Raw genomic sequence first — 21,764 nt, 5'->3', positions numbered from 1 at the left:
CGCGTGGCGGCCCTTGGTGAGTAGGCTTTTCGTTCCAGCGGACTGCCTGAAAAGCGCTAGGGAATACAGAAGATGTCGCTAGGCTCATCGACCAACACCTTGCGGCTGTTGTCGTACAGGTACACCTGCGGCTGCATGGCTGGCGCCCGGGCTTCCAGGCGATAACGCTGGCCAGCCTCGAAATTGTCGAAGCGCACGGTCAGGTAGCAGGTGCGTTCGGTGGGGTCGGTGGTAAACAGCCCGCTGGTCACTTCGTAGTCAAAGCGCACGACCAACTCGTGTTTGCCAGGGGTGACCTGGAAGTAGCGCCCATCGTTGAGTCGCTTGCCATCCAGGCGATCGGCCATGATCACTCGACCTGGCGTGATGGTGTACAGGTCGATCCAGGCTTGCTTGGGGTCGGCGGGGGGCAAGGGGCTGGCGCAAGCCCCCAGTGCACTGAGGGCGATCAGCATCATGGGCTGGCGCATGGTGAAACTCCCACTTGCACGTTCACAAGGCACAAGCATAGCGCCAATCAGCACGTTCAGGTGCGTTGGCAGCCTGCCGGTTCGCCCTGTCCCACCAGTTTTTGCTGCTGGTCATACAGCTTGATCCACGGACGGAAGCCAATGCTGCCCGCTTGCAGGCGATAGCGCTGGCCAGCGTTGAAGTCCTTGAAGCTGACATTGAGCTGGCAATCGCGCCACAGCGGCTCGGCGACGGGGCCGATATTGCTCGGGGCGACAGGAAACTGGTAGCGCACGGTCAGCTCATGGTTGCCAGGGGCGACTTCGAAATAGCGGTTATCGGCCCAGTCGCGCTCATCCACCTGCACGGCGTGCAATGAGGTGTCATCGTGCGGGGCCAGGTCGATCCAGGCCTGGTTCGGGTCGGGATCTGGCAGGGTGGAGCAACCTGACAACAGCAGCAATGTGCCGATGGCTAACTGTGAACGCATGGCGATACTCCCCCTTGGCGAGATAATCTTTGACTTGCACCGGCCTTGAGCGAGATAGACAGCTGCAATGTTTCGAATTTTTCTTTTCCAGCGCTCAGGCCCTGGGGCACTCGACCGCGTTTTAACCGCTTTTGTTCCCGTAGTTGCCGCGCTTCTGCTCAGCGGTTGCAGCAGTGTCAGCTATTACAGCCAGCTGGCCGAGGGCCAATGGCAGTTGTTGCGCGCCCGTCAACCGGTGGAGCGCTTGCTTGCGGATCCGGCGACTGAGCCGACGCTGCGCCAGCGCCTGTTGCACGCCGAGCAGGCGCGGGTATTTGCCAGTGAACAGTTGAAACTGCCCGATAACCGCAGTTACCGGGTCTACGCCGATCTGGGCCGGCCCTATGTGGTGTGGAACGTGTTCGCCACGCCGGAGCTATCGCTGCAACCGGTCACTCATTGCTTCCCCATCGCCGGTTGCGTGGCTTATCGCGGCTACTACCGCCAAGGTGCCGCACGCGGCGCGGCGGCGCTGATGCGCCAGCAAGGCATGGATGTCTACGTGGGCGGGGTGGAGGCCTACTCGACGTTGGGCTGGTTCGACGACCCGTTGCTGTCGTCGATGGTCGGCTGGGGTGATGAGCGACTGGCCTCGCTGATCTTCCATGAGCTGGCACACCAGCGCTTCTATGTGCAGGACGACACTGAATTCAACGAGTCATTCGCCACCTTTGTCGAGCAGCAGGGAACGCGGCAATGGCGCGCCAGCCGTGGGCTTCCAGCGGTTGCAGAGGGCGCTGGGCGCCAGCGGGAGCAGTTTATCGGGCTGGTGCTCGCCAGCCGTGAGCGCTTGCAGGAGATTTATGCCGGGCCGTTGAACGATGCAGGCAAACGGGCGGCGAAGCAGGCTGAATTCGAGCGCCTGCGCCGCGAGTATCGGCAGTTGCGCGATGGCGCTTGGGCGGGGGATGGGCGTTATGACGCGTGGATGTATGCGCCGATGAACAATGCCAAGTTGCTGCCGTTTGGGTTGTATGACCAGTGGGTGCCAGCGTTTGCGGCGTTGTTTGCCGAAGGGGGCGGGGATTGGGCGCGGTTTTATCAGCGGGTTGAGCAATTGGGGCGGCTGCCGGTGGATCAGCGCAAGGCAGCGCTGGCGGCGCTCATCGCGGGGCAAGCCGGCTCCCACGCCATAGCTCTCACGCCATAGATGCGTTCGAAGGCCTGCGTGGGAACGGGCTTGCCCGGCGATGAGGGCGGACGGCTCAGCCGTTGATGAAGGCCTGATGCAACTCAGCCAGCGTCTCAAAGTGGAACGCCGGTTGCTCAGCCACCAACTCCTCGCGACTGCCAAACCCATAGCCCACTGCCACCGCCTGCAAGCCATTGCTGCGCGCGCCGATCAGGTCATGTTTGCGATCGCCGATCATCAGAGTCTGCGCCGGGTCCAGACCTTCCTGCTCCAGCAGGTGGCCAATCAACTCGACCTTGTTGGTGCGGGTGCCATCCAGCTCACTGCCGTAGATCACCTTGAAGTGATGGGCGAAGTCGAAATGCCGGGCGATCTCGCGGGCGAATTGCCACGGCTTGGAGGTCGCGACATACAAGGTCCGGCCCTGGCCGTTGAGCGCTTGGAGCAACGCCGGCACGCCGTCGAACACCAGGTTTTCGTATAGACCGGTGACTTTGAAACGTTCCCGGTAGAAATTCACCGCCTCCCAGGCCTTGGCCTCATCGAAGCGATAGAACTGCATGAACGCCTGCAACAGCGGCGGGCCGATGAAGTGTTCCAGGCGGGTCAGGTCGGGTTCGTCGATGCCCAGCTTGGCGAGCGCGTACTGGATCGAGCGGGTGATGCCCAGGCGTGGGTCGGTCAGGGTGCCGTCGAGGTCGAAGAGGATGTTCTGCTGGTGCATGCGGTGCGGTCCACTGGGGTTGTCTTGAGGGCCTCATCGCGGGGCAAGCTCGCTCCCACGATAGCCCAGTAGGTTGCTAAAACTTGTAGGGCTGTGGAACTCTCGTGGGAGCGGGCTTGCCCCGCGATAGCGTCATTCGGGTTGGTCGTAGCCTTCGGCCAGATGCTGGTCCTTGAGCTTGACGTAATTGCTGGCACTGTACGGGAAAAACGCCCGCTCTTTGTCAGTCAGCGCCCGCGCCTGCTTCACCGGGCTACCCACATACAAGTAACCACTCTCCAGGCGCTTGCCGGGCGGCACCAGGCTGCCGGCACCGATGATCACCTCATCCTCGACCACCGCGCCATCCATGATGGTGCTGCCCATGCCAACCAGAATCCGGCTACCCAGGGTACAGCCATGCAGCATGACCTTGTGACCGATGGTCACCTCGTCACCTATGATCAGTGGAAAGCCATCGGGGTTGAACGGCCCGGCATGGGTGATGTGCAGCACGCTGCCATCCTGCACGCTGGTGCGCGCGCCAATGCGGATGCGGTGCATGTCACCGCGGATCACCGTCAGTGGCCAGACCGAGCTGTCTTCACCGATCTCCACATCCCCCAGCACCACCGCCGAACGGTCGATAAAAGCGCGTGGTCCAACTTTCGGAGTGTGTTGCTGGAAGTTTCGAATGGCCATGATAGCGCCTCTCTTGATTGCCAATAGGCGGGCTGCCTGCTGCGGACGGCGTCGATTGTAATTAAGATGGTCCCGTGTTTCTCCTGCCAAGGTATCTAAACCGTGAGTGCGAACAACCCACTTCTGCAGTCCTACGATCTGCCGCCCTTCTCGGCGATCCGTGCCGAACATGTGCTGCCGGCGATCGAACAGATCCTGGCCGACAACCGCCAAGCCATCGCCAAGATCCTCGCCGAGCAAGGCAAAGCCCCGACCTGGGCGGGCCTGGTGCTGGCGATGGACGAACTCAACGACCGCCTCGGCGCTGCCTGGAGCCCGGTCAGCCACCTCAATGCGGTGTGCAACAGCCAAGAGCTGCGCGAGGCTTATGAGTCCTGCCTGCCTGCGTTGAGCGCCTATTCCACCGAGCTTGGCCAGAACCGCGCGCTGTTCGAGGCCTACCATGCCCTGGCCAACAGCCCGGAAGCGGCAGGTTTCGACGTGGCGCAAAAAACCATTCTCGAACACGCTCTGCGCGACTTCCGCCTGTCGGGTATCGACCTGCCGGCAGACCAGCAGCAGCGCTATGCCCAAGTGCAGAGCAAGCTCAGCGAACTGGGCAGCCGTTTCTCCAACCAATTGCTCGATGCCACCCAGGCCTGGACCAAGCACGTTACCGATGAAACCGCACTGGCCGGCCTGACGGAGTCGGCCAAGGCACAGATGGCCGCCGCTGCCCAGGCCAAGGGCCTCGACGGCTGGCTGATTACCCTCGAATTCCCCAGCTACTACGCGGTAATGACCTACGCCAGCGACCGCGCCCTGCGCGAAGAGCTGTACGCCGCCTACTGCACTCGCGCCTCGGATCAAGGCCCGAACGCTGGCCAGTTCGACAACGGTCCGGTAATGGGCGAGATCCTCGACCTGCGCCAAGAGCTGGCCCAACTGCTGGGTTACGCCAATTACGCCGAATTGAGCCTGGCGACCAAGATGGCCGAATCCAGCGACCAGGTATTGAGCTTCCTGCGTGACCTGGCCAAGCGCAGCAAGCCATTTGCCGCCCAGGACCTGGCCCAGCTCAAGGCCTACGCTGCCGAGCAGGGCTGCCCGGAGCTGGCCAGCTGGGATGCTGGCTACTTTGGCGAGAAGCTGCGTGAGCAGCGCTACAGCGTCTCGCAGGAAACCCTGCGCGCCTACTTCCCGATCGACAAGGTGCTGTCTGGCCTGTTCACCATCGTCCAGCGCCTGTACGGCATCGAAATTGCCGAACTCAAGGGCTTCGATGCCTGGCACCCTGACGTGCGTCTGTTCGAGATCAAAGAAAACGGCCAGCACGTCGGCCGCTTCTTCTTCGACCTGTATGCCCGTGCCAACAAGCGCGGCGGCGCCTGGATGGACGGCGCCCGCGACCGTCGTCGTACCGAGGCGGGTACTCTGCAGAGCCCAGTGGCCAACCTGGTATGCAACTTCACCCCGGCCGCCCCTGGCAAGCCTGCGCTGCTGACCCACGATGAAGTCACCACCCTGTTCCACGAGTTCGGCCACGGCCTGCACCACCTGCTGACCCGCATCGAGCACGCGGGTGTGTCGGGTATCAATGGTGTGGCCTGGGACGCGGTCGAGCTACCGAGCCAGTTCATGGAAAACTGGTGCTGGGAGCCGGAAGGGCTGGCGCTGATTTCCGGCCACTACGAGAGCGGCGAGCCACTGCCTCAGGACCTGCTGGACAAAATGCTGGCGGCGAAGAACTTCCAGTCCGGCATGATGATGGTGCGCCAGCTGGAGTTCTCGCTGTTCGACTTCGAGCTGCACGCCAGCCATGGCGATGGCCGCAGCGTGCTGCAAGTGCTCGAAGGCGTACGAGACGAGGTGTCGGTCATGCGTCCGCCGGCCTACAACCGCTTCCCCAACAGCTTCGCGCACATCTTTGCTGGTGGTTATGCGGCGGGCTACTACAGCTACAAGTGGGCCGAAGTGCTGTCGGCCGATGCCTTCTCGCGCTTCGAGGAAGAAGGCGTGCTCAACGCCGAGACCGGCCGCGCCTTCCGTGAGGCGATCCTGGCCCGTGGCGGTTCGCGTGAGCCTATGGTGCTGTTCGTCGACTTCCGCGGCCGTGAGCCTTCCATCGATGCCTTGCTGCGCCATTGTGGCCTGAGCGAGGACGCGGCGGCATGAGTGAGGTGTCTGTGATCAAGACCAAGAAGCGCTTCATCGCCGGGGCTGTCTGCCCGGCGTGCAGCGAGCCGGACCGGTTGATGATGTGGAACGAGGATGGCGTACCGCACCGCGAGTGCGTCGCCTGTGGCTTTACCGACACCCTCAATGAGCAGGGTTTGTCGGTGCCCAAAGAGCTGGGCACCCGGGTCAACCAGCAGGCGGTCAAAGCCGAGCCGGTCAAGGTGCAGACTGTGCAGTTCTTCCCCAATCCGAAGCTGAAGAAGCCTGCGGAGTAACTTGACCCACCGCCCAGGCATCTGCCTGGGCGGTGCGGTGTTAGCTATTTAGCACCTGTATTGCCGGTGGGTAGCCCACATTCGGACCTTTCTCCCAAGGTCCGAGGATGTCCCATGCCTAACCCAAACCCCTTGCTGCGTGGCGATCGGTTGATCGCCTACGACCAGGTCACCCTGGAACACCTGAAGTCGGCTGTAGAGCATGCCCTGGCAAGTACCGATGAAGCGCTGCTTGAGCAGATCATCGAACGCCAGCAACAGCTGCCGACCTGGGATGACCTGGTGCTGGCCGTGGATCAATTGGAGGCACGCCTGCAGGGCGCTGCGTATAGCGTCATGCCTCTGCACACTCGTGGCCCTGATTGGTCTGATTTGGTGATTGAGCTGTTGGGCAAAGTGGACAGTTGGTTCAAGCAAAAGGACAGAAACCTGCGTTTGTACCAGCTGTATCAGCGCTTGGCTGAGAGCGAAATTGGCCGTGGCCTCTCTGCGGACAAGCAGCTGACCCTGCAGAAGCGTTTGCGCGAATTTCGTCTGGCAGGCGTACTGTTGGATGAGTCGGCACGGCAACGATTGGGTGAGCTAGACACGACGATTGCTCGTCTACAGCGTGAATTTGGCGACAATCTGGATCGCTCGGTCAGCGATCGAAAAATACATGTCCAAGATCAGCAGCGTCTGCGCGGCCTGCCTGCGCGCAACCTTGCAGAACTGGCCGCTCATGCCCACGCCGCAGGCCTTCAAGGCTGGTTGGTGCCCTGTGAAGATCAGCCCTGCAAGGCGGTCCTCAAGTACGCCCAGGATCGCTTGCTACGCGAGCAGGTGTATCGGGCCTACCACACCCGCGGCGCGCACGATGACCCCGCGCTCGATAACGGCCCAGTGCTACAGGCGTTGGCCCAGGTCAGGCAGGAACGCGCTGAGTTGCTTGGCTTTACAGATGCCGTGGCGCTCAGCCTGGAGGAGAAAAACCTGGGGGCCTGGAGTGAAGTACAAGGTTTTCTCCAGGACCTGCAAGCAAGGGTCACCCCCGTGGTACAGGGGCACTGGCGCACATTGCTGGAACAGGCCAAGGAGCAAGGCCTTGATCAGCTCAAACCTTGGGATGTCGCCAACCTGCAGCACTCGCTGCAAGACCGGCTAACGGCACTTGATGAAGAACAGGTACGCGCGTTTTTCCCCTATGACAAGGTTATCGCGGCGCTTGTAGAGCTGACTCGAGAGCTGTTCGGTATCGCCTTGGTACCGGTGACCTCGGTGCAGGCTTGGCATCCTGAGGTGCTGACTTTCGAGTTGGTTGAACATCACGCAACCATCGGCCACCTCTATGTGGATGGCGTTGCCCGGGAGGGCAAGGAGCCTGGAAGTGTCTACACCAGCTATGCCTTCAATCGCCGGGTCGATACCGAGGGTGTCTACCACGGGCCTATGGCAATGATCTTCTGTGATGTGCCCGAGGCCGTCGACGGCGCCCCGCCACTGCTGGACCACTTGGCATTGCGCAAACTGTTCCATGAATTCGGCCATGCCCTGCAGCATCTTTTGCTGCGAACCCGCAATCATTTGCTGTCCGATACCCGCCGGTTGGGCAGGGTAGGTAATGAGGTGTGCAGCAAGTTGCTCGAGCGTTGGGTCTGGTCGGCAGAGTTTCTGGCCAGCATTTCAGCGGATTACCAGACCGGGGGGAGACTGACCGTTTCGACGCTGCAACCTGTGCTCAAGCGCTTGCAGCGTGATGCTGTTGGTGAAGTTGCCAGGGGGTTGGCGCTGTCCCTGTTGGACCTGGATCTGCATCGCAATGTGAAGGACGGTCGAGCCCTACAGGTGCGTGTAGAGGACAGTTACCGCCAGGTATTCGGCAGGCCACTGGCCGAATTCGAGCGGCCAGCCCAGGCGTTCGAGCATCTGGTGGGTGGCTACGATGGGAGCTATTTTGCCTATCTGTGGTCGGATGCCCACGCCGTCGATCTATTTACCTGCTTCGAGCAAGTGGGCTTGCGCGACGGGGCAACGGGGCATGCGTTGCGCGAGAAATTCATTGCTCATGGAATATCGCGAAGCCTGGCGATGAGCGTTGCAGACTTCCTGGGTCGCCCATTGAACCTTGATGCCTACTTGCGCTGGAATGGGTTGGAGGCCGCGCCAGAATAATGCCCAACGGTGCTGGAGCAAATGCATGTACTCGGATACTGTATATAAAAACAGTATCAGGGCACAGCCATGCACACTCCAGCACCGGTTCGAGGTCGTGGTACGACCCACAACCCCGACAACCGCTTTGCCGCTAACCGTTCGGTGGCCGAGGACGATGGCTGGTACCAGGAAGTCCCGCCTACCCAAGGCACAGAGGTGCGGATCGAGACGGCCAAGACCATCATCACCCGCAACACCTCGCCCGACCTGCCCTTCGACCGTTCGATCAACCCTTATCGCGGCTGCGAGCATGGCTGCATCTACTGTTATGCCCGCCCCAGCCACGCCTATTGGGACCTGTCGCCAGGCCTGGACTTTGAAACCAAGCTGATCGCCAAGACCAACGCTGCCGAAGTGCTCGAGCAACAACTGAGCAAGCCTGGCTACATCTGCGCGCCGATCAATCTGGGCTCCAATACCGATCCCTACCAGCCCATCGAGCGTGAACAGCAGCTCACCCGACGCCTGCTGCAAGTGCTGTTGCGCTATCGCCATCCGGTGACCATCGTCACCAAGGGTTCGCTGATCCTGCGCGATCTCGACGTGCTTGCCGAGCTGGCGAGCCAGCGCCTGGCGCGGGTGATGATCAGCCTGACTACGCTGGACGATGAGCTCAAGCGTGTACTCGAGCCTCGGGCGGCCGCGCCAAAGGCGCGTTTGCGGGCGATTAAGGTGTTGCGCGAGGCAGGTGTGCCCGTGGGCGTGCTGTGCTCGCCGATGATTCCGATGATCAACGACAGTGAGCTTGAGCATCTGCTGGAGGCGGCCAAGGAGGCTGGCGCGCAAAGCGCGGCCTACATGATGCTGCGTCTGCCATTGGAGGTGGCGCCGTTGTTCGAGCAGTGGCTTCAGGATCACTACCCGCAGCGGGCGGCGCATGTACTGAGCTTGATTCGCCAAAGCCGAGGCGGCGAGTTGTATGACAGCCGTTTTGGTTCGCGAATGCGGGGTGAAGGCGTGTTTGCCGAGTTGCTGGCGCAGCGGTTTGCCCGGGCAATGCGTCGGTTGCAGTTCGAAGGGCGGGAGGCACAGGTGTTGGACTGCTCGGCATTTTGTCCACCGGGTGGGCAGATGGCGTTGTTCTGAACCTTTGAGCCTTGATCATACTGGCCTCTTCGCGGGCAAGCCCGCTCCCACAGGGACAGCGCCGTTCTGATGATCAACGCTACCCCTGTGGGAGCGGGCTTGCCCGCGAAGAAGTCACCGCCGAAACAACAAGTACAACTAATACTTCACACTATTTTTACTAATGGGTCTTGGCGTTTGATGTTTTTTTGCTATTATCAAAGTCCCGCCTCATGAAGCTGGAACGCCCGTTCTAGAGCCTTCAAATTCAGTTTCAATTAAGTTTTCTCCCGTAGCGTATGAAATCAGTCCACACCGACTGTGATTAATGGCCCCTGCGCGTCATCTAATTCCACGCATAGCCATGATCTTTAACCGGTAAAATGGAACTTACCTACACACCGTCAAGAGGATGAATCATGCCCATCAAGGACCCATCCAAGGCCACTCCGGCTGATGCTCCCGCCGAGAGCGCCGATGCCGCCCTCAAGCATATCGTCGACGGCTTCCTGCGCTTCCACCATGACGTGTTTCCGGAGCAGCAGGAGCTGTTCAAGAAGCTCGCCACCGCGCAGAAGCCGCGCGCCATGTTCATCACTTGCGCCGATTCGCGCATCGTCCCTGAGCTGATCACCCAGAGCTCGCCTGGCGATCTGTTCGTGACTCGTAACGTCGGTAACGTTGTGCCGCCGTACGGCCAGATGAACGGCGGCGTGTCCACCGCCATCGAATACGCCGTATTGGCCTTGGGCGTGCACCACATCATCGTATGTGGCCACTCTGACTGCGGCGCCATGCGTGCGGTACTCAACCCCAATTCGTTGGAAAAGATGCCAACGGTCAAAGCCTGGCTGCGCCATGCTGAGGTCGCGCGCACGGTGGTCGAGGACAACTGCTCGTGTGGCAGTGAGCACGAGACCATGCAAGTGGTCACCAAAGAGAACGTCATCGCCCAGCTGCATCACTTGCGCACTCACCCCTCTGTGGCCTCGCGCCTGGCTGCCGGTCAGCTGTATATCCATGGTTGGATCTACGACATCGAGACCAGCAAGATCGAAGCCTATGATGCCGCCAGCGACCGCTTCCTGCCGCTGACCGCAGGCGAGCCGATCCCTAGCGCCACCCCGAGAGGCCGCTACTAAGCGACCCTGACACCTTAAGACCTTGATAGCCGGCTACACCCCTAGGGGTGTGGTGCGGCCTTCGGCTGCCTTGAATTTCCCTGACTGCCTTGCCGGCATAGCTGCTGGCGGCCCGCGCCTGGGCGCGAGTCAGGGGTCCCACGTGCCCACGGCCAGCGGAATGGCCGTGTGATAGAGAAAGGAGAAGTAGGGTGAACAAGACACAGATCAAAGCGGCCCTGCCGCGTGAGTTGCTGGCGTCGGTAGTGGTCTTTCTGGTGGCCCTGCCCTTGTGCATGGGCATCGCGATTGCCTCGGGCATGCCGCCGGCCAAGGGCCTGATCACCGGCATCATCGGTGGCATCGTGGTGGGCTTTATCGCAGGCTCGCCGCTACAAGTCAGCGGCCCTGCCGCAGGCTTGGCAGTACTGGTATTCGAGCTGGTGCGCCAGCATGGCATGGCCATGCTCGGGCCGATCCTGCTGTTGGCCGGTCTGCTGCAACTGCTGGCCGGGCGTTTTCGCCTGGGTTGCTGGTTCCGGGTCACCGCGCCTGCGGTGGTGTACGGCATGCTCGCCGGTATTGGTGTGCTGATCGTGCTGTCTCAGGTGCATGTGATGTTCGACACCGCACCGCAGCCTTCGGGGCTGCAAAACCTGCTGGAATTCCCTGCGACGTTAATGGCGGCGATGCCGCTGGAAAACGCGGGCAGTGGCTGGCAGGCGGGCGCATTAGGGCTGGGCACCATCGCCATGATGTGGGCCTGGGAGCGCTGGCGCCCGCAGCGTCTGCGTTTCGTTCCCGGTGCGCTGTTGGGCGTGGCGACGATGACGATGATCAGCATGTGGTTGGCGTTGCCAGTCAATCGCGTGGTGGTGCCGGCGGATTTGTCCGAGGCGATCGACTGGCTACGGCCTGATGACTTGCTGAAACTGGCCGATCCGACCTTGCTGGTAGCCGCTTTTGCCCTGGCCTTCATCGCCAGTGCCGAAACCCTGCTGTCGGCTGCAGCGGTAGACCGCATGCACAGTGGCCAACGTTCGGACTTCGACAAGGAACTGTCGGCCCAGGGTATCGGCAACATGCTCTGCGGCATCCTTGGCGCACTGCCGATGACCGGGGTGATCGTGCGCAGCTCGGCCAACGTCCAGGCCGGTGCACAGACCCGCGCCTCGGCGATCCTGCATGGCCTCTGGCTGCTGGCGTTCGTGGTGGTGCTGAGCAGCGTGCTGCAACAGATTCCGGTGGCGAGCCTGGCCGGTGTGTTGGTTTACACCGGGGTCAAACTGGTCGATTTCAAGGCCTTTCGCGGGCTTGGCCGTTATGGGCGGATGCCGATGTTCACCTACGCGGCGACCGCGTTGGCGATTATCTTCACTGACCTGCTGACCGGGGTGCTGTTGGGCTTTGCCCTGACCCTGTTGAAGCTGGCGTTCAAAGCTGCACGGCTGAAGATCAATCTGGTCACGCTGGACAAGCCTGGGCATATGGAGCTGCGTTTGAGCGGCGCGGCCACCTTCCTCAAGGTGCCGGCGCTGACCCAGGTACTCGAAGCGGTACCGGCCGGGACGACCTTGCATGTGCCGTTGGGTAATCTCAGCTATATCGACCACTCGTGCCTGGAATTGCTCGAGGACTGGGGACGCAGTAATGCCGCCAAGGGATCGAGGTTGAAGATCGAGCAGCGGCGGTTGAAGCGCAGGATCGAGGGCAGGATTCGGACTACGGCTGGCGTGGGGGTTTAATACCCGGAAAACGCCATCGCGGGGCAAGCCCGCTCCCACGCAGCCTGCGTAATGCCTGGCGTGGGAGCGGGCTTGCCCCGCGATGGCGTTATATCAAGACACTTCAGGCCGGCTGTCCTAGCTCGACACCGAGTTGGCGCGACAGGCACGGCCAACGCTTCCACGCTTCGCCCGTCTCAGGGCTGCTCAGCTTGGCCCGATAGGCTTCCACCGATTCCAGGGCAAAACTCTCATCATTCAACATCTCATCCACCGAATGATGCACCACCTCATCCAGCTGATTGGCAAACGTCTCGCCAATCAGCTGATGGGCAATCACGTTGGCCACGGTGGTATCCACCGGAATCAACGGCTGCTGGAAGTGGCGGATGTACAGGTCATTGACCTCCTCTACCAAACGATGAGCCAAGTACGCCTCATCCAGCAGGCAATCCAGGCCAACATGCCCGGCCATCACACTCGGTGGCTGCAGGAAGTAGGCCTCGGCGATCTTCAACACCGGTTTGATCTGCGATTCGATTCCGGCCTCACGCGCCACCTCATGGGCAGCCTCCAGCAGTTGCGGAACCTCATCGATGTAGGCGCCGACGAAGCGCGCCATGGTGCCCTGGGCATCCTGCTCGGGGAGTTGGATCGAAGGATGCAGGTGAGGCAGCTGCGCCTCGAGTCGTTGTTTCAGTTGGCCGGTCAGGCTCTCATGTTGATGGGCTTGTTTGATCTGCTCGCGTACAGCAGCGATGTTCATGACAACTCCAGGGACAAGGGATGACAAACGGAAGACATATTTTACGGAAGACTCTAAGTTAGCTCGGTATACGGAATGCCTAAGACGCATTTGTTATAAAACAGGCAAACGTGTGCGCGCTGCGATATATCACGGTGCCACTATTGTGCCAGAGCCCAGCATTCATGCGGCTTTCAAGTGTTTTTGTCGATTCGTGACGATCATTTCATAGGCTGCATTGCGCGCCATTGGTCGCTGTCTATACTCGGGTTGAACGTGATTCGTTGATGAGGCCCGCCTGCAGTTTGCAGAGGAGCTCGGTCGTCGAAGTAGGCTGTCTTGACTGCCGCCCCCCCTTGCCCAAGGTCTACGCCTCCGGGACTACAAGAACGATAAGGGGAACCCGCAATGATGCGACATCCACATGTCTGGATGGGCCTTCTGTTGTGGTCGGTTTTCGGTCAGGCGCACGGCGCATGGACCGTCAACATGGCACCGGGGGCTACGGAAGTCTCCCACGCTGTGTTCGACCTACACATGACCATCTTCTGGATCTGCGTGGTCATCGGTATCGTGGTATTCGGCGCGATGTTCTGGTCGATGGTCATCCACCGCCGCTCCACCGGCCAGCAGCCGGCGCATTTCCACGAGCACACCTGGGTAGAAATTCTCTGGACCGTGGTCCCCTTCCTGATTCTGGTCGTGATGGCCATCCCGGCCACCAAGACCCTGATCGACATCTATGACGCCAGCGAGTCGGACATCGACATCCAGGTCACCGGCTACCAGTGGAAATGGCACTACAAATACCTCGGTCAGGACGTCGAGTTCTTCAGCAACCTGGCCACCCCCGCCGAGCAAATCCAGAACAAGGCCCCCAAAGACGAGCATTACCTGCTCGAAGTCGATCAGCCGCTGGTACTGCCGGTGGGCGCCAAGGTGCGCTTCCTGGTCACTGCCGCCGATGTCATCCACTCCTGGTGGGTGCCGGCTTTCGCGGTCAAGCGTGACGCCATCCCTGGTTTCGTCAACGAGGCCTGGACCCGGATCGAGAAGCCCGGCATCTATCGCGGCCAGTGCACCGAGTTGTGCGGCAAAGACCACGGGTTCATGCCGGTGGTGGTCGAGGTCAAGTCCAAGGCCGACTACGACACCTGGCTTGGCGAGCGCAAGGCTGAAGCGGCCAAGCTCAAGGAGCTGACCAGCAAGGAATGGACGCTTGAAGAGCTGGTCGAGCGTGGCGACAAGGTCTACCACACCACTTGCGTGGCCTGTCACCAGGCCGAGGGCCAGGGCTTGCCGCCGATGTTCCCGGCGCTCAAGGGATCGAAGATCGCCACCGGGCCGAAGGATGCGCACCTGGGGATTGTCTTCCACGGCAAGCCGGGGACCGCCATGGCGGCCTTCGGCAAGCAGCTTTCGGAAGTCGATATCGCCGCCGTGGTGACCTACGAGCGCAACGCCTGGGGCAACAACAAGGGCGACATGGTCACGCCGAAGGATGTACTGGCGCTCAAGCAGGCAGAAGGCCAATGAACCGCTATCCCCGCCGCAGCCAGTGGATTGCAGGAGACAGGACATGAGTGCAGTGATCGACGACCACGCCCACGGCCATGAGCACGCCCACGGTCCGGCCAAGGGCCTGATGCGCTGGGTGCTGACCACCAACCACAAGGACATCGGCACGATGTACCTGTGGTTCAGCTTCATCATGTTCCTGCTTGGCGGCTCGTTCGCCATGGTGATCCGCGCCGAGCTGTTCCAGCCGGGCTTGCAGATCGTGGAGCCAGCGTTCTTCAACCAGATGACCACCATGCATGGCCTGATCATGGTGTTCGGTGCGGTGATGCCGGCCTTCGTCGGCTTGGCCAACTGGATGATCCCGCTAATGATCGGCGCCCCCGACATGGCCCTGCCGCGGATGAACAACTTCAGCTTCTGGCTGTTGCCGGCGGCCTTCCTGCTGCTGGTCTCGACCCTGTTCAGCCCTGGCGGCGGGCCGAACTTCGGCTGGACGTTCTACGCGCCGTTGTCCACCACTTACGCGCCAGCCAGCGTGACCTTCTTCATCTTCGCCATTCACCTGATGGGGGTCAGTTCGATCATGGGCGCGATCAACGTGATCGCCACCATCCTCAACCTGCGTGCGCCCGGCATGACCTTGATGAAAATGCCGCTGTTCGTCTGGACCTGGCTGATCACCGCGTTCCTGCTGATCGCGGTAATGCCGGTGCTGGCGGGCGTGGTGACCATGATGCTGATGGACATCCACTTCGGCACCAGCTTCTTCAGCGCTGCCGGCGGCGGTGATCCGGTGTTGTTCCAGCATGTGTTCTGGTTCTTTGGCCATCCCGAGGTGTACATCATGATCCTGCCGGCATTCGGCGCGGTCAGCTCGATCATCCCAGCGTTCTCGCGCAAGCCGCTGTTCGGTTACACCTCGATGGTCTACGCCACTGGGGCGATCGCCTTCCTGTCGTTCATCGTCTGGGCCCACCATATGTTCGTGGTCGGCATCCCGGTGGTCGGTGAGTTGTTCTTCATGTACGCCACCATGCTCATCGCCGTGCCCACCGGGGTGAAGGTGTTCAACTGGGTCAGCACCATGTGGGAGGGCGCGCTGACCTTCGAGACACCGATGCTGTTTGCCATCGCCTTCGTCATTCTGTTCACCATTGGTGGTTTCTCCGGGCTGATGCTGGCGATTGCCCCGGCGGACTTCCAGTACCACGACACCTACTTCGTGGTCGCGCATTTCCACTACGTGCTGGTGCCGGGGGCGATCTTTGGCATCTTCGCCTCGGCCTACTACTGGCTGCCGAAATGGACCGGCCACATGTACGACGAAACCCTCGGCAAGCTGCATTTCTGGCTGTCGTTCGTCGGTATGAACCTGGCCTTCTTCCCCATGCACTTCGTCGGTCTGGCCGGCATGCCGCGGCGGATTCCCGACTACAACCTGCAATTTGCCGACTTCAACATGGTCTCGTCGGTTGGCGCATTCATGTTTGGCGCCACGCAGATCTTCTTCCTGTTCATCGTCATCAAGTGCATTCGTGGCGGCGCCCCGGCACCGGCCAAGCCATGGGACGGTGCCGAGGGGCTGGAGTGGTCGGTGCCATCGCCGGCGCCGTACCACACCTTCCAGACCCCACCGCAAGTGAAGTAGGAGCGCCTCGATGAACAGCCTGCCGCTCAAGCGCCTGGTGCGACGCCTGCTGCTGCTGACGGTGGTGATGTTCGCCTTCGGCTTTGCCCTGGTGCCAATCTATGACGTGATGTGCAAGGCGTTCGGCATCAATGGCAAGACTGGCGGGCAGTACGCGGGCAGCCAGGTCAGCGACCCCTCGCGCACGGTGCGCGTGCAGTTCATGTCGACCAATGCCAGCGACATGGTCTGGGATTTCTACTCCACCGCTGACCAGATCGAGGTCAACCCGGGGGCGGTGAACCAGATGGTCTTCGTTGCCCACAACCCGACCGACAAACCCATGAGCGCCCAGGCCATCCCCAGCATCACCCCGGCCGAGGCGGCAGCGTATTTCCACAAGACCGAGTGCTTCTGCTTTACCCAGCAGGTGCTGCAGCCCGGTGAACGCATCGAGATGCCGGTGCGCTTCATTGTTGACCGCGACCTGCCGGGCAACGTGAAGCACCTGACACTGGCCTACACCTTGTTCGACATCACCGCTCGCCACCCGCCGGTTGCGCATGTCGCCGCCGAGGACGTCCAGCGCGCCCGCTGAGGGAAGGAGAACAGCAATGGCAAGTCATGATCACTACTACGTCCCGGCGCAGAGCAAATGGCCGATCATCGCCACGGTCGGCATGTTCATCACCGTGTTCGGCCTGGGAACCTGGTTCAATGATATGAAGGCTGGCCACCCGGATTCCCTCGGGCCGCTGATCTTCTTCGTTGGTGCCTTGTGCCTGGCTTACATGCTGTTCGGTTGGTTTGGCGCGGTGATCAAGGAGAGCAAGGCGGGGTTGTACAGCCCGCAGATGGACCGTTCGTTCCGTTGGGGCATGAGCTGGTTCATCTTCAGCGAGGTGATGTTTTTCCTGGCCTTCTTTGGCGCGCTGTTCTACGTGCGGGTGCTGGCCGGGCCATGGTTGGGCGGCGAGGGTGACAAGGGCGTGGCGCACATGCTCTGGCCGAGCTTCGAGTTTGCCTGGCCGCTGCTGCATACGCCGGACCCGAAACTATTCCCGCCGCCCAAGGACATCATCGACCCCTGGCACCTGCCATTGATCAACACCATCTTGCTGGTCAGCTCCAGCGTGACCATCACCATTGCCCACCATGCGTTGCGCAAGGATCACCGTGGCCCGCTGAAACTGTGGCTGGGGCTGACCATTGTCTTGGGGCTGTCGTTTTTGGCGTTGCAGGCCTATGAGTATTACGAGGCCTACACCCATCTGGGCCTGACCCTGGGGTCGGGGATCTACGGGGCGACGTTCTTCATGCTTACCGGTTTCCACGGCGCGCATGTGACCTTGGGTACCTTGATCTTGATCGTGATGTTCTGTCGGGTGTTGCGCGGGCACTTCAATGCCGACAAGCACTTTGGTTTTGAGGCGGCCAGTTGGTATTGGCACTTCGTCGATGTGGTTTGGGTGGGGCTGTTTATTTTTGTCTATGTGCTTTGAGTTTGGCTGGGGGTTTGGGGGCTGCCTTGCAGCCCATCGCAGGCAAGCCAGCTCCTACAGGTACTGCGCAATGCATGAAGACTCAATACCTGTAGGAGCTGGCTTGCCTGCGATGGGTCGCAAAGCGGCCCCAAAATTCAGAAGGGCGCGTGAGACACCAGCTGGCCGCTCATCAAGCCCCAGGTGACCAGCGCAAGCGTCAGGGCCGCCAGGGTGACCCGCACCGTCAGCGCCTTGAGCAAGCGGGTCGAGTTCTCATCGTCCTTGACCAGAAACACCAGGCCACTGAACAGGCTGGCGATAGTGGCCAACAGCAATAGGACAATCGCGGCCTTGAGCATGGCGGCACTCCGGGGGGATGCAGTGATGACTTTGAGTATAGCGCTCGACCTGACGAGGCCCCGGTGAAGCCGTTTCGCCCAGGCCTGGTACCCACCTTGGTAGTGCTAGCGCTGCTGCCGGGCTTGATCGCGCTCGGCTGCTGGCAATTGCGCCGGGCCGATGAAAAACGCGTGCTGCTCGATACCTATGCCGAACGCCGCGTCGAGGCGCCACTGGCCATAGCGCAAATCGAGCAATTGCCCGATCCAGCGTTCTACCGGGTACACCTGCATGGCCGTTTCGACAGCGAGCACAGCCTGCTGCTGGATAACCGCCTGCGCGATGGCCGCGCGGGCGTCGAGTTGCTGCAACCGTTCCACGATCAGGCCAGCGGCCTGTGGTTGCTGGTCAATCGAGGCTGGTTGCCGTGGCCTGATCGGCGCGTGCCAGTGGCCTTCGACACCCCTGCACAAGCGCTGACCCTGCAAGCCTCGGTCTACGTAACGCCGGGCAGTGCCTTCCAATTACACGCCGACCCAGTCGGCGAGCAATGGCCGCAGCTGTTGACCACCATCGACGCCGGCCAACTGTGGCAGCAGCTAGGCCGCGACGGCTTTGCCCATGAACTGCGCCTGGAGCCTGGCCCTGGCAGCTATCGGCTGGACTGGCCGGTAGTCGCCATGGGCCCGGAAAAGCACTTGGGCTATGCCGTGCAGTGGTTCGCCCTGTCGGCGGCGCTGGTATTGCTCTACCTGTACTTCGGCTGGCACCACAAAAAGGAGAACGACCATGAGCACCGCCACGAGTCCACTGGACGTGCCTGAAGGCCGCAAACCTAGAGCCCGCGGGCGTTTGCAGCTGCTGCTGATTCTTTTGGTGGCGGTCGGCCCGATGATCCTGGCCACCAGCATGTACAAGTTCAAGTTCTGGGTGCCTGAGGGGCGCAGCTATCACGGCGCAATGATCGGCAACGGCCAGACCCGGGCCGATATCGGTATCGATGCGCAGGGTGAGCGCTGGCAGCTGTTGGTCAGCGCACCTGCCGCCTGTGCCGAGGACTGCCAGCAGCTGGTGTACCTGGCCCGGCAGATTCAGGTAGGCCTGGGTCGCGACGCCAGCCGTGCCAGCCATGCGTTGGCCAGTGCCCAGCCGTTGGCCGCTGATTACCAAGCGTTGCTCGGCCGCGAGTACCCGCAACTACAGCGTTATCCCCTCGACCTGCAGCGCTACGGCCACAAGGTCAGCGAGCCTGGCCCGCAGCTGTGGATCGTCGATCCGCACGGCAACCTGGTGCTGCGCTACGACGCCAAGGTCAAGGGCAAGCACGTGCTGGACGATCTGCGTCACCTGCTCAAGCTGTCCAACATCGGATAGGAGCCAAACCATGGCCAGACCCGGATACCGCCTCGCCGTGTTCGCCACCCTGCTGGCACTTGTGGTCGTTCTGCTCGGTGCCTATACCCGCCTCACCCATGCAGGCCTGGGTTGCCCCGACTGGCCGGGCTGCTACGGTTTTATCAGCGTGCCCAAGTCCGACGCTCAGCTGGCCCACGCCGAACTGCATTTCCCGGAACACCCGGTGGAAGCGGCCAAAGGCTGGGCGGAGATGGTCCACCGCTACTTTGCCGGGGCCCTGGCACTGGTGATTGCCCTGCTCGCTTTCCAAGCCGTGCGCCGCCATGCGCGTGACGGTCAGCCCTATCGCTTGCCGCTGTTGTTGCTAGGGGTGGTGCTGGCGCAAGCGGCGTTCGGAATGTGGACGGTAACCCTGAAACTCTGGCCGCAGGTGGTCACCGCGCACTTGCTTGGCGGCTTTACCACCTTGAGCCTGCTGTTCCTGTTATCCCTGCGTCTATCTCGGGCATTTGCGCCCTTGCCAAAACTGCCGCTGAGCGTGCGCCGGGTAGCGGCGTTGGCGCTGTTGGTGGTGATCGGCCAGATCGCGTTGGGCGGCTGGGTCAGCGCCAACTACGCCGCGGTCGCCTGCATCGATCTGCCGACCTGCCATGGCCAATGGTGGCCGGCGGCGGACTTCAGCAACGGCTTCCATCTGACCCAGCACGTCGGCCCAAACTACCTTGGCGGGCAGCTGGACAGTGACGCCCGCACCGCCATTCATATCAGCCACCGGCTTGGCGCCCTACTGGTGACGGCGGTATTGCTGCTGCTCAGCTGGAAGCTCTATCGCAACGGCCTGGCCGGCCTGGCGCGCTTGGTGTTGCTGGCCTTGGCGGTACAGATCGGCCTGGGTATCAGCAATGTGCTGCTGCACCTGCCGCTGGCGGTGGCCGTGGCACACAACGCTGGCGGCGCCGCGTTGCTGTTGACGATGATGCTGGTGAACTACCGCATTCGGGTCGTCGACAAGGTTCGCCTGGGCCATGGCTGGCGCTTCACCCGCGTGGCGGGTGCGCATGTACCGATGAGGAATGACACGTGGCGACGGTTCTGAGTGAACGCCGGCAGCAGGCCGGCTGGCGCGATTACCTGGAGCTGACCAAGCCCAAGGTGGTGGTGCTGATGCTGATCACCTCGCTGGCGGGGATGTTCCTCGCCACCCGCGCGGGCGTGCCGTGGGCCGTGCTGGTGTTCGGCAACCTGGGGATCGGCTTGTGTGCGGGCGCTGCGGCAGTGGTCAATCATGTGGTCGACCGGCGTATCGATGCCTTGATGGCGCGTACACATAAGCGGCCGTTGGCTGAGGGGCGAATCGCGCCGGTGCTGGCGCTGAGCTTTGCCCTGGTCTTGGCGCTGCTGGGCATGGCCCTGCTACTGACCTTTACCAATCCCCTGACTGCCTGGCTAACGCTGGCCTCGCTGCTTGGCTACGCCGTGGTCTACACCGGCTTTCTCAAGCGCGCCACGCCGCAGAACATCGTCATCGGTGGGTTGGCCGGAGCTGCCCCGCCGTTACTCGGCTGGGTCGCGGTGACTGGGCATATCAGTGCTGAACCCTTGTTGCTGGTACTGATCATCTTCGCCTGGACCCCTCCGCATTTCTGGGCCCTGGCCATTCACCGCCGCGAGGAGTACGCCAAGGCCGAAATCCCCATGCTGCCGGTGACCCACGGCGAGCGTTACACCAAGCTACATATCCTGCTGTATACCTGGGTGCTGCTGGCGGTCAGTCTGCTGCCTTACGCCATTCACATGAGCGGGCCGCTCTACCTGGGCTGTGCGCTGCTGCTGGGCCTGCGCTTTGTCCAGTGGGCCTGGGTGTTGTACCGTGGCACCCGGCCGCACGCGGCGATCAAGACCTTCAAGTACTCTATCGGGTACCTGTTCGCCCTGTTCATCGCGCTGCTCGTTGATCACTACTTGTTGCTGAATCTATGACCCGAACCCAGAAAACCGTCTTCATCCTCGTCGCCGTGGTCGCGTTGATCCTCGGCCTGACCGTCAACAAGGTGCTCAATGGTCGCGGCGAGGCCAACCCCACCGAACTGATCGATGCCGGCATCATCCTGCTGCCGCAAAGCCGCACTGTGCCGGATGTGACCATGCATGATCAGAACGGCCAGCCGGTGGCGCTCGATGAGCTCAAGGGCAAGTGGTCGTTGCTGTTCTTTGGCTACACCTACTGCCCGGACATCTGCCCGACTACCCTGGCCCAGCTGCGCCAGGTCAAGAGCGAGCTGCCCAAGCAAGCGCTGGAGCGTTTTCAGGTGGTGTTGGTCAGCGTCGATCCAAACCGCGATACGGCCAATCAACTCAAGCAGTACCTGGGCTACTTCGACAAGGATTTCGTAGGCTTGGCGGGGTCGATCGAGGATACCCAGAAACTGGCCAATGCCTTGAGCATTCCGTTCATTCCTGCCGATACCAGCAAGCCTGGGTATACCGTGGATCACAGCGGCAACCTGGCGATTGTCGGGCCGGATGGGCGTCAGCGCGGGTTCATTCGGGCGCCGTTCAATAACCAGAAGCTGGTGGCGCAGTTGCCTGGGCTGGTTAAGCGCGACTGAATCGTCCTAAAAACATCGCGGGGCAAGCCCGC

General features: G+C 61.5%; 22 protein-coding genes. 16 read left to right on the top strand and 6 right to left on the bottom strand.

The genetic code is table 11. From position 1 onward, the window contains the following. Nucleotides 1–56: 56 nt before the first annotated feature. Together ACI2JX_RS20805 and ACI2JX_RS20800 are read right to left on the bottom strand one after the other, a co-directional pair. The gene (locus ACI2JX_RS20805) at nt 57–470 is read right to left on the bottom strand and encodes a hypothetical protein (protein ID WP_186553169.1); all 414 of its coding nucleotides are present in this window, start codon (nt 468–470) and stop codon (nt 57–59) included. A 56-nt stretch (nt 471–526) separates the two neighbouring features. Continuing rightward, on the bottom strand, nt 527–940 hold the full coding sequence (locus ACI2JX_RS20800; protein ID WP_264234215.1) for a hypothetical protein: 414 nt from the start codon (nt 938–940) through the stop codon (nt 527–529). Nucleotides 941–1,007: 67 nt separating this feature from the next. Between ACI2JX_RS20800 and ACI2JX_RS20795 the strand changes: the two genes are divergently transcribed. Then, nucleotides 1,008–2,129: an aminopeptidase gene (locus ACI2JX_RS20795; RefSeq protein ID WP_404690897.1), complete on the top strand. Its 1,122-nt coding sequence runs from the start codon at nt 1,008–1,010 to the stop codon at nt 2,127–2,129. Nucleotides 2,130–2,184: 55 nt separating this feature from the next. On the opposite strand, the gene ACI2JX_RS20790 is transcribed toward ACI2JX_RS20795, so the two are convergent. After that, nucleotides 2,185–2,835, bottom strand: a complete 651-nt coding sequence (locus tag ACI2JX_RS20790; protein WP_264234219.1) for an HAD family hydrolase — start codon at nt 2,833–2,835, stop codon at nt 2,185–2,187. Between the two features lie 132 nt (nt 2,836–2,967). Further along, complete coding sequence (locus ACI2JX_RS20785; RefSeq protein WP_264234222.1) at nt 2,968–3,516, bottom strand: gamma carbonic anhydrase family protein; 549 nt, start codon at nt 3,514–3,516, stop codon at nt 2,968–2,970. Between the two features lie 102 nt (nt 3,517–3,618). On the opposite strand from ACI2JX_RS20785, the gene prlC reads away from it, so the two are divergent. The 6 genes from prlC (at nt 3,619) to ACI2JX_RS20755 (ending at nt 12,072) form a co-directional block, all read left to right on the top strand. After that, nucleotides 3,619–5,670 carry an oligopeptidase A gene (gene prlC / locus ACI2JX_RS20780; protein ID WP_404690896.1) on the top strand — a complete coding sequence of 684 codons (2,052 nt, stop codon included), beginning with the start codon at nt 3,619–3,621 and terminating at the stop codon, nt 5,668–5,670. After that, a complete protein-coding gene (locus ACI2JX_RS20775; protein WP_189661663.1) occupies nt 5,667–5,948 on the top strand; it encodes a YheV family putative zinc ribbon protein in 282 nt (93 codons plus the stop codon). The genes prlC and ACI2JX_RS20775 overlap by 4 nt, the downstream gene beginning before the upstream one ends. A gap of 114 nt (nt 5,949–6,062) precedes the next feature. Next, nucleotides 6,063–8,099: a M3 family metallopeptidase gene (locus tag ACI2JX_RS20770; RefSeq protein ID WP_404690895.1), complete on the top strand. Its 2,037-nt coding sequence runs from the start codon at nt 6,063–6,065 to the stop codon at nt 8,097–8,099. A gap of 69 nt (nt 8,100–8,168) precedes the next feature. Next, nucleotides 8,169–9,227, top strand: a complete 1,059-nt coding sequence (locus ACI2JX_RS20765) for a PA0069 family radical SAM protein (protein ID WP_264234230.1) — start codon at nt 8,169–8,171, stop codon at nt 9,225–9,227. Nucleotides 9,228–9,625: 398 nt separating this feature from the next. Then, nucleotides 9,626–10,348, top strand: coding sequence for a carbonic anhydrase (locus ACI2JX_RS20760; RefSeq protein WP_186553176.1), 723 nt, complete (start codon nt 9,626–9,628; stop codon nt 10,346–10,348). Between the two features lie 191 nt (nt 10,349–10,539). Further along, nucleotides 10,540–12,072: a SulP family inorganic anion transporter gene (locus ACI2JX_RS20755; protein ID WP_404690894.1), complete on the top strand. Its 1,533-nt coding sequence runs from the start codon at nt 10,540–10,542 to the stop codon at nt 12,070–12,072. A 103-nt stretch (nt 12,073–12,175) separates the two neighbouring features. On the opposite strand, the gene ACI2JX_RS20750 is transcribed toward ACI2JX_RS20755, so the two are convergent. Continuing rightward, nucleotides 12,176–12,817, bottom strand: a complete 642-nt coding sequence (locus ACI2JX_RS20750; protein ID WP_404690893.1) for a hypothetical protein — start codon at nt 12,815–12,817, stop codon at nt 12,176–12,178. Between the two features lie 387 nt (nt 12,818–13,204). On the opposite strand from ACI2JX_RS20750, the gene coxB reads away from it, so the two are divergent. Genes coxB through ACI2JX_RS20730 form a run of 4 tightly spaced genes read left to right on the top strand, consistent with a single transcriptional unit; the run spans nt 13,205 to nt 17,446 of the window. After that, on the top strand, nt 13,205–14,332 hold the full coding sequence (coxB, locus tag ACI2JX_RS20745) for a cytochrome c oxidase subunit II (RefSeq protein WP_264234236.1): 1,128 nt from the start codon (nt 13,205–13,207) through the stop codon (nt 14,330–14,332). Between the two features lie 43 nt (nt 14,333–14,375). Next, nucleotides 14,376–15,965, top strand: coding sequence for a cytochrome c oxidase subunit I (gene ctaD, locus ACI2JX_RS20740; protein ID WP_186553180.1), 1,590 nt, complete (start codon nt 14,376–14,378; stop codon nt 15,963–15,965). Nucleotides 15,966–15,975: 10 nt separating this feature from the next. Beyond that, nucleotides 15,976–16,542: a cytochrome c oxidase assembly protein gene (locus ACI2JX_RS20735; RefSeq protein WP_264234237.1), complete on the top strand. Its 567-nt coding sequence runs from the start codon at nt 15,976–15,978 to the stop codon at nt 16,540–16,542. A 16-nt stretch (nt 16,543–16,558) separates the two neighbouring features. Continuing rightward, entirely contained in the window at nt 16,559–17,446 is an 888-nt protein-coding gene (locus tag ACI2JX_RS20730; protein WP_186553182.1) for a cytochrome c oxidase subunit 3, read from the top strand. Nucleotides 17,447–17,583: 137 nt separating this feature from the next. On the opposite strand, the gene ACI2JX_RS20725 is transcribed toward ACI2JX_RS20730, so the two are convergent. Further along, complete coding sequence (locus tag ACI2JX_RS20725) at nt 17,584–17,787, bottom strand: twin transmembrane helix small protein (RefSeq protein ID WP_186553183.1); 204 nt, start codon at nt 17,785–17,787, stop codon at nt 17,584–17,586. 63 nt (nt 17,788–17,850) lie between these two features. On the opposite strand from ACI2JX_RS20725, the gene ACI2JX_RS20720 reads away from it, so the two are divergent. From ACI2JX_RS20720 to ACI2JX_RS20700, 5 genes are read left to right on the top strand one after another with little or no spacing between them, the layout of a single operon-like run. Further along, entirely contained in the window at nt 17,851–18,591 is a 741-nt protein-coding gene (locus ACI2JX_RS20720; protein WP_404690892.1) for an SURF1 family protein, read from the top strand. Further along, nucleotides 18,557–19,141, top strand: coding sequence for a hypothetical protein (locus ACI2JX_RS20715; RefSeq protein WP_368972638.1), 585 nt, complete (start codon nt 18,557–18,559; stop codon nt 19,139–19,141). Before ACI2JX_RS20720 ends, ACI2JX_RS20715 begins: the two co-directional genes overlap by 35 nt. A 10-nt stretch (nt 19,142–19,151) precedes the next feature. Further along, nucleotides 19,152–20,219: a heme A synthase gene (locus tag ACI2JX_RS20710; protein WP_264234243.1), complete on the top strand. Its 1,068-nt coding sequence runs from the start codon at nt 19,152–19,154 to the stop codon at nt 20,217–20,219. Beyond that, the gene (gene cyoE, locus ACI2JX_RS20705; RefSeq protein ID WP_404690891.1) at nt 20,204–21,103 is read left to right on the top strand and encodes a heme o synthase; all 900 of its coding nucleotides are present in this window, start codon (nt 20,204–20,206) and stop codon (nt 21,101–21,103) included. The genes ACI2JX_RS20710 and cyoE overlap by 16 nt, the downstream gene beginning before the upstream one ends. Continuing rightward, nucleotides 21,100–21,732: an SCO family protein gene (locus tag ACI2JX_RS20700; RefSeq protein WP_186553188.1), complete on the top strand. Its 633-nt coding sequence runs from the start codon at nt 21,100–21,102 to the stop codon at nt 21,730–21,732. The genes cyoE and ACI2JX_RS20700 overlap by 4 nt, the downstream gene beginning before the upstream one ends. Nucleotides 21,733–21,764: the final 32 nt, after the last annotated feature.

Source organism: Pseudomonas sp. NPDC088890 (assembly GCF_044900155.1).
GTDB classification, from domain to species: domain Bacteria; phylum Pseudomonadota; class Gammaproteobacteria; order Pseudomonadales; family Pseudomonadaceae; genus Aquipseudomonas; species Aquipseudomonas urmiensis.
This window is presented reverse-complemented; position numbering and strand designations above follow the sequence as displayed.

Bases quoted from the DNA above. Each gene is read 5' to 3' on its own strand.
- ACI2JX_RS20805 (WP_186553169.1), bottom strand. From the start codon at position 470: ATGCGCCAGCCCATGATGCTGATCGCCCTCAGTGCACTGGGGGCTTGC.
- ACI2JX_RS20800 (WP_264234215.1), bottom strand. From the start codon at position 940: ATGCGTTCACAGTTAGCCATCGGCACATTGCTGCTGTTGTCAGGTTGC.
- ACI2JX_RS20795 (WP_404690897.1), top strand. From the start codon at position 1,008: ATGTTTCGAATTTTTCTTTTCCAGCGCTCAGGCCCTGGGGCACTCGAC.
- ACI2JX_RS20790 (WP_264234219.1), bottom strand. From the start codon at position 2,835: ATGCACCAGCAGAACATCCTCTTCGACCTCGACGGCACCCTGACCGAC.
- ACI2JX_RS20785 (WP_264234222.1), bottom strand. From the start codon at position 3,516: ATGGCCATTCGAAACTTCCAGCAACACACTCCGAAAGTTGGACCACGC.
- ACI2JX_RS20775 (WP_189661663.1), top strand. From the start codon at position 5,667: ATGAGTGAGGTGTCTGTGATCAAGACCAAGAAGCGCTTCATCGCCGGG.
- ACI2JX_RS20770 (WP_404690895.1), top strand. From the start codon at position 6,063: ATGCCTAACCCAAACCCCTTGCTGCGTGGCGATCGGTTGATCGCCTAC.
- ACI2JX_RS20765 (WP_264234230.1), top strand. From the start codon at position 8,169: ATGCACACTCCAGCACCGGTTCGAGGTCGTGGTACGACCCACAACCCC.
- ACI2JX_RS20760 (WP_186553176.1), top strand. From the start codon at position 9,626: ATGCCCATCAAGGACCCATCCAAGGCCACTCCGGCTGATGCTCCCGCC.
- ACI2JX_RS20750 (WP_404690893.1), bottom strand. From the start codon at position 12,817: ATGAACATCGCTGCTGTACGCGAGCAGATCAAACAAGCCCATCAACAT.
- coxB (WP_264234236.1), top strand. From the start codon at position 13,205: ATGATGCGACATCCACATGTCTGGATGGGCCTTCTGTTGTGGTCGGTT.
- ctaD (WP_186553180.1), top strand. From the start codon at position 14,376: ATGAGTGCAGTGATCGACGACCACGCCCACGGCCATGAGCACGCCCAC.
- ACI2JX_RS20735 (WP_264234237.1), top strand. From the start codon at position 15,976: ATGAACAGCCTGCCGCTCAAGCGCCTGGTGCGACGCCTGCTGCTGCTG.
- ACI2JX_RS20730 (WP_186553182.1), top strand. From the start codon at position 16,559: ATGGCAAGTCATGATCACTACTACGTCCCGGCGCAGAGCAAATGGCCG.
- ACI2JX_RS20725 (WP_186553183.1), bottom strand. From the start codon at position 17,787: ATGCTCAAGGCCGCGATTGTCCTATTGCTGTTGGCCACTATCGCCAGC.
- ACI2JX_RS20715 (WP_368972638.1), top strand. From the start codon at position 18,557: ATGAGCACCGCCACGAGTCCACTGGACGTGCCTGAAGGCCGCAAACCT.
- ACI2JX_RS20710 (WP_264234243.1), top strand. From the start codon at position 19,152: ATGGCCAGACCCGGATACCGCCTCGCCGTGTTCGCCACCCTGCTGGCA.
- ACI2JX_RS20700 (WP_186553188.1), top strand. From the start codon at position 21,100: ATGACCCGAACCCAGAAAACCGTCTTCATCCTCGTCGCCGTGGTCGCG.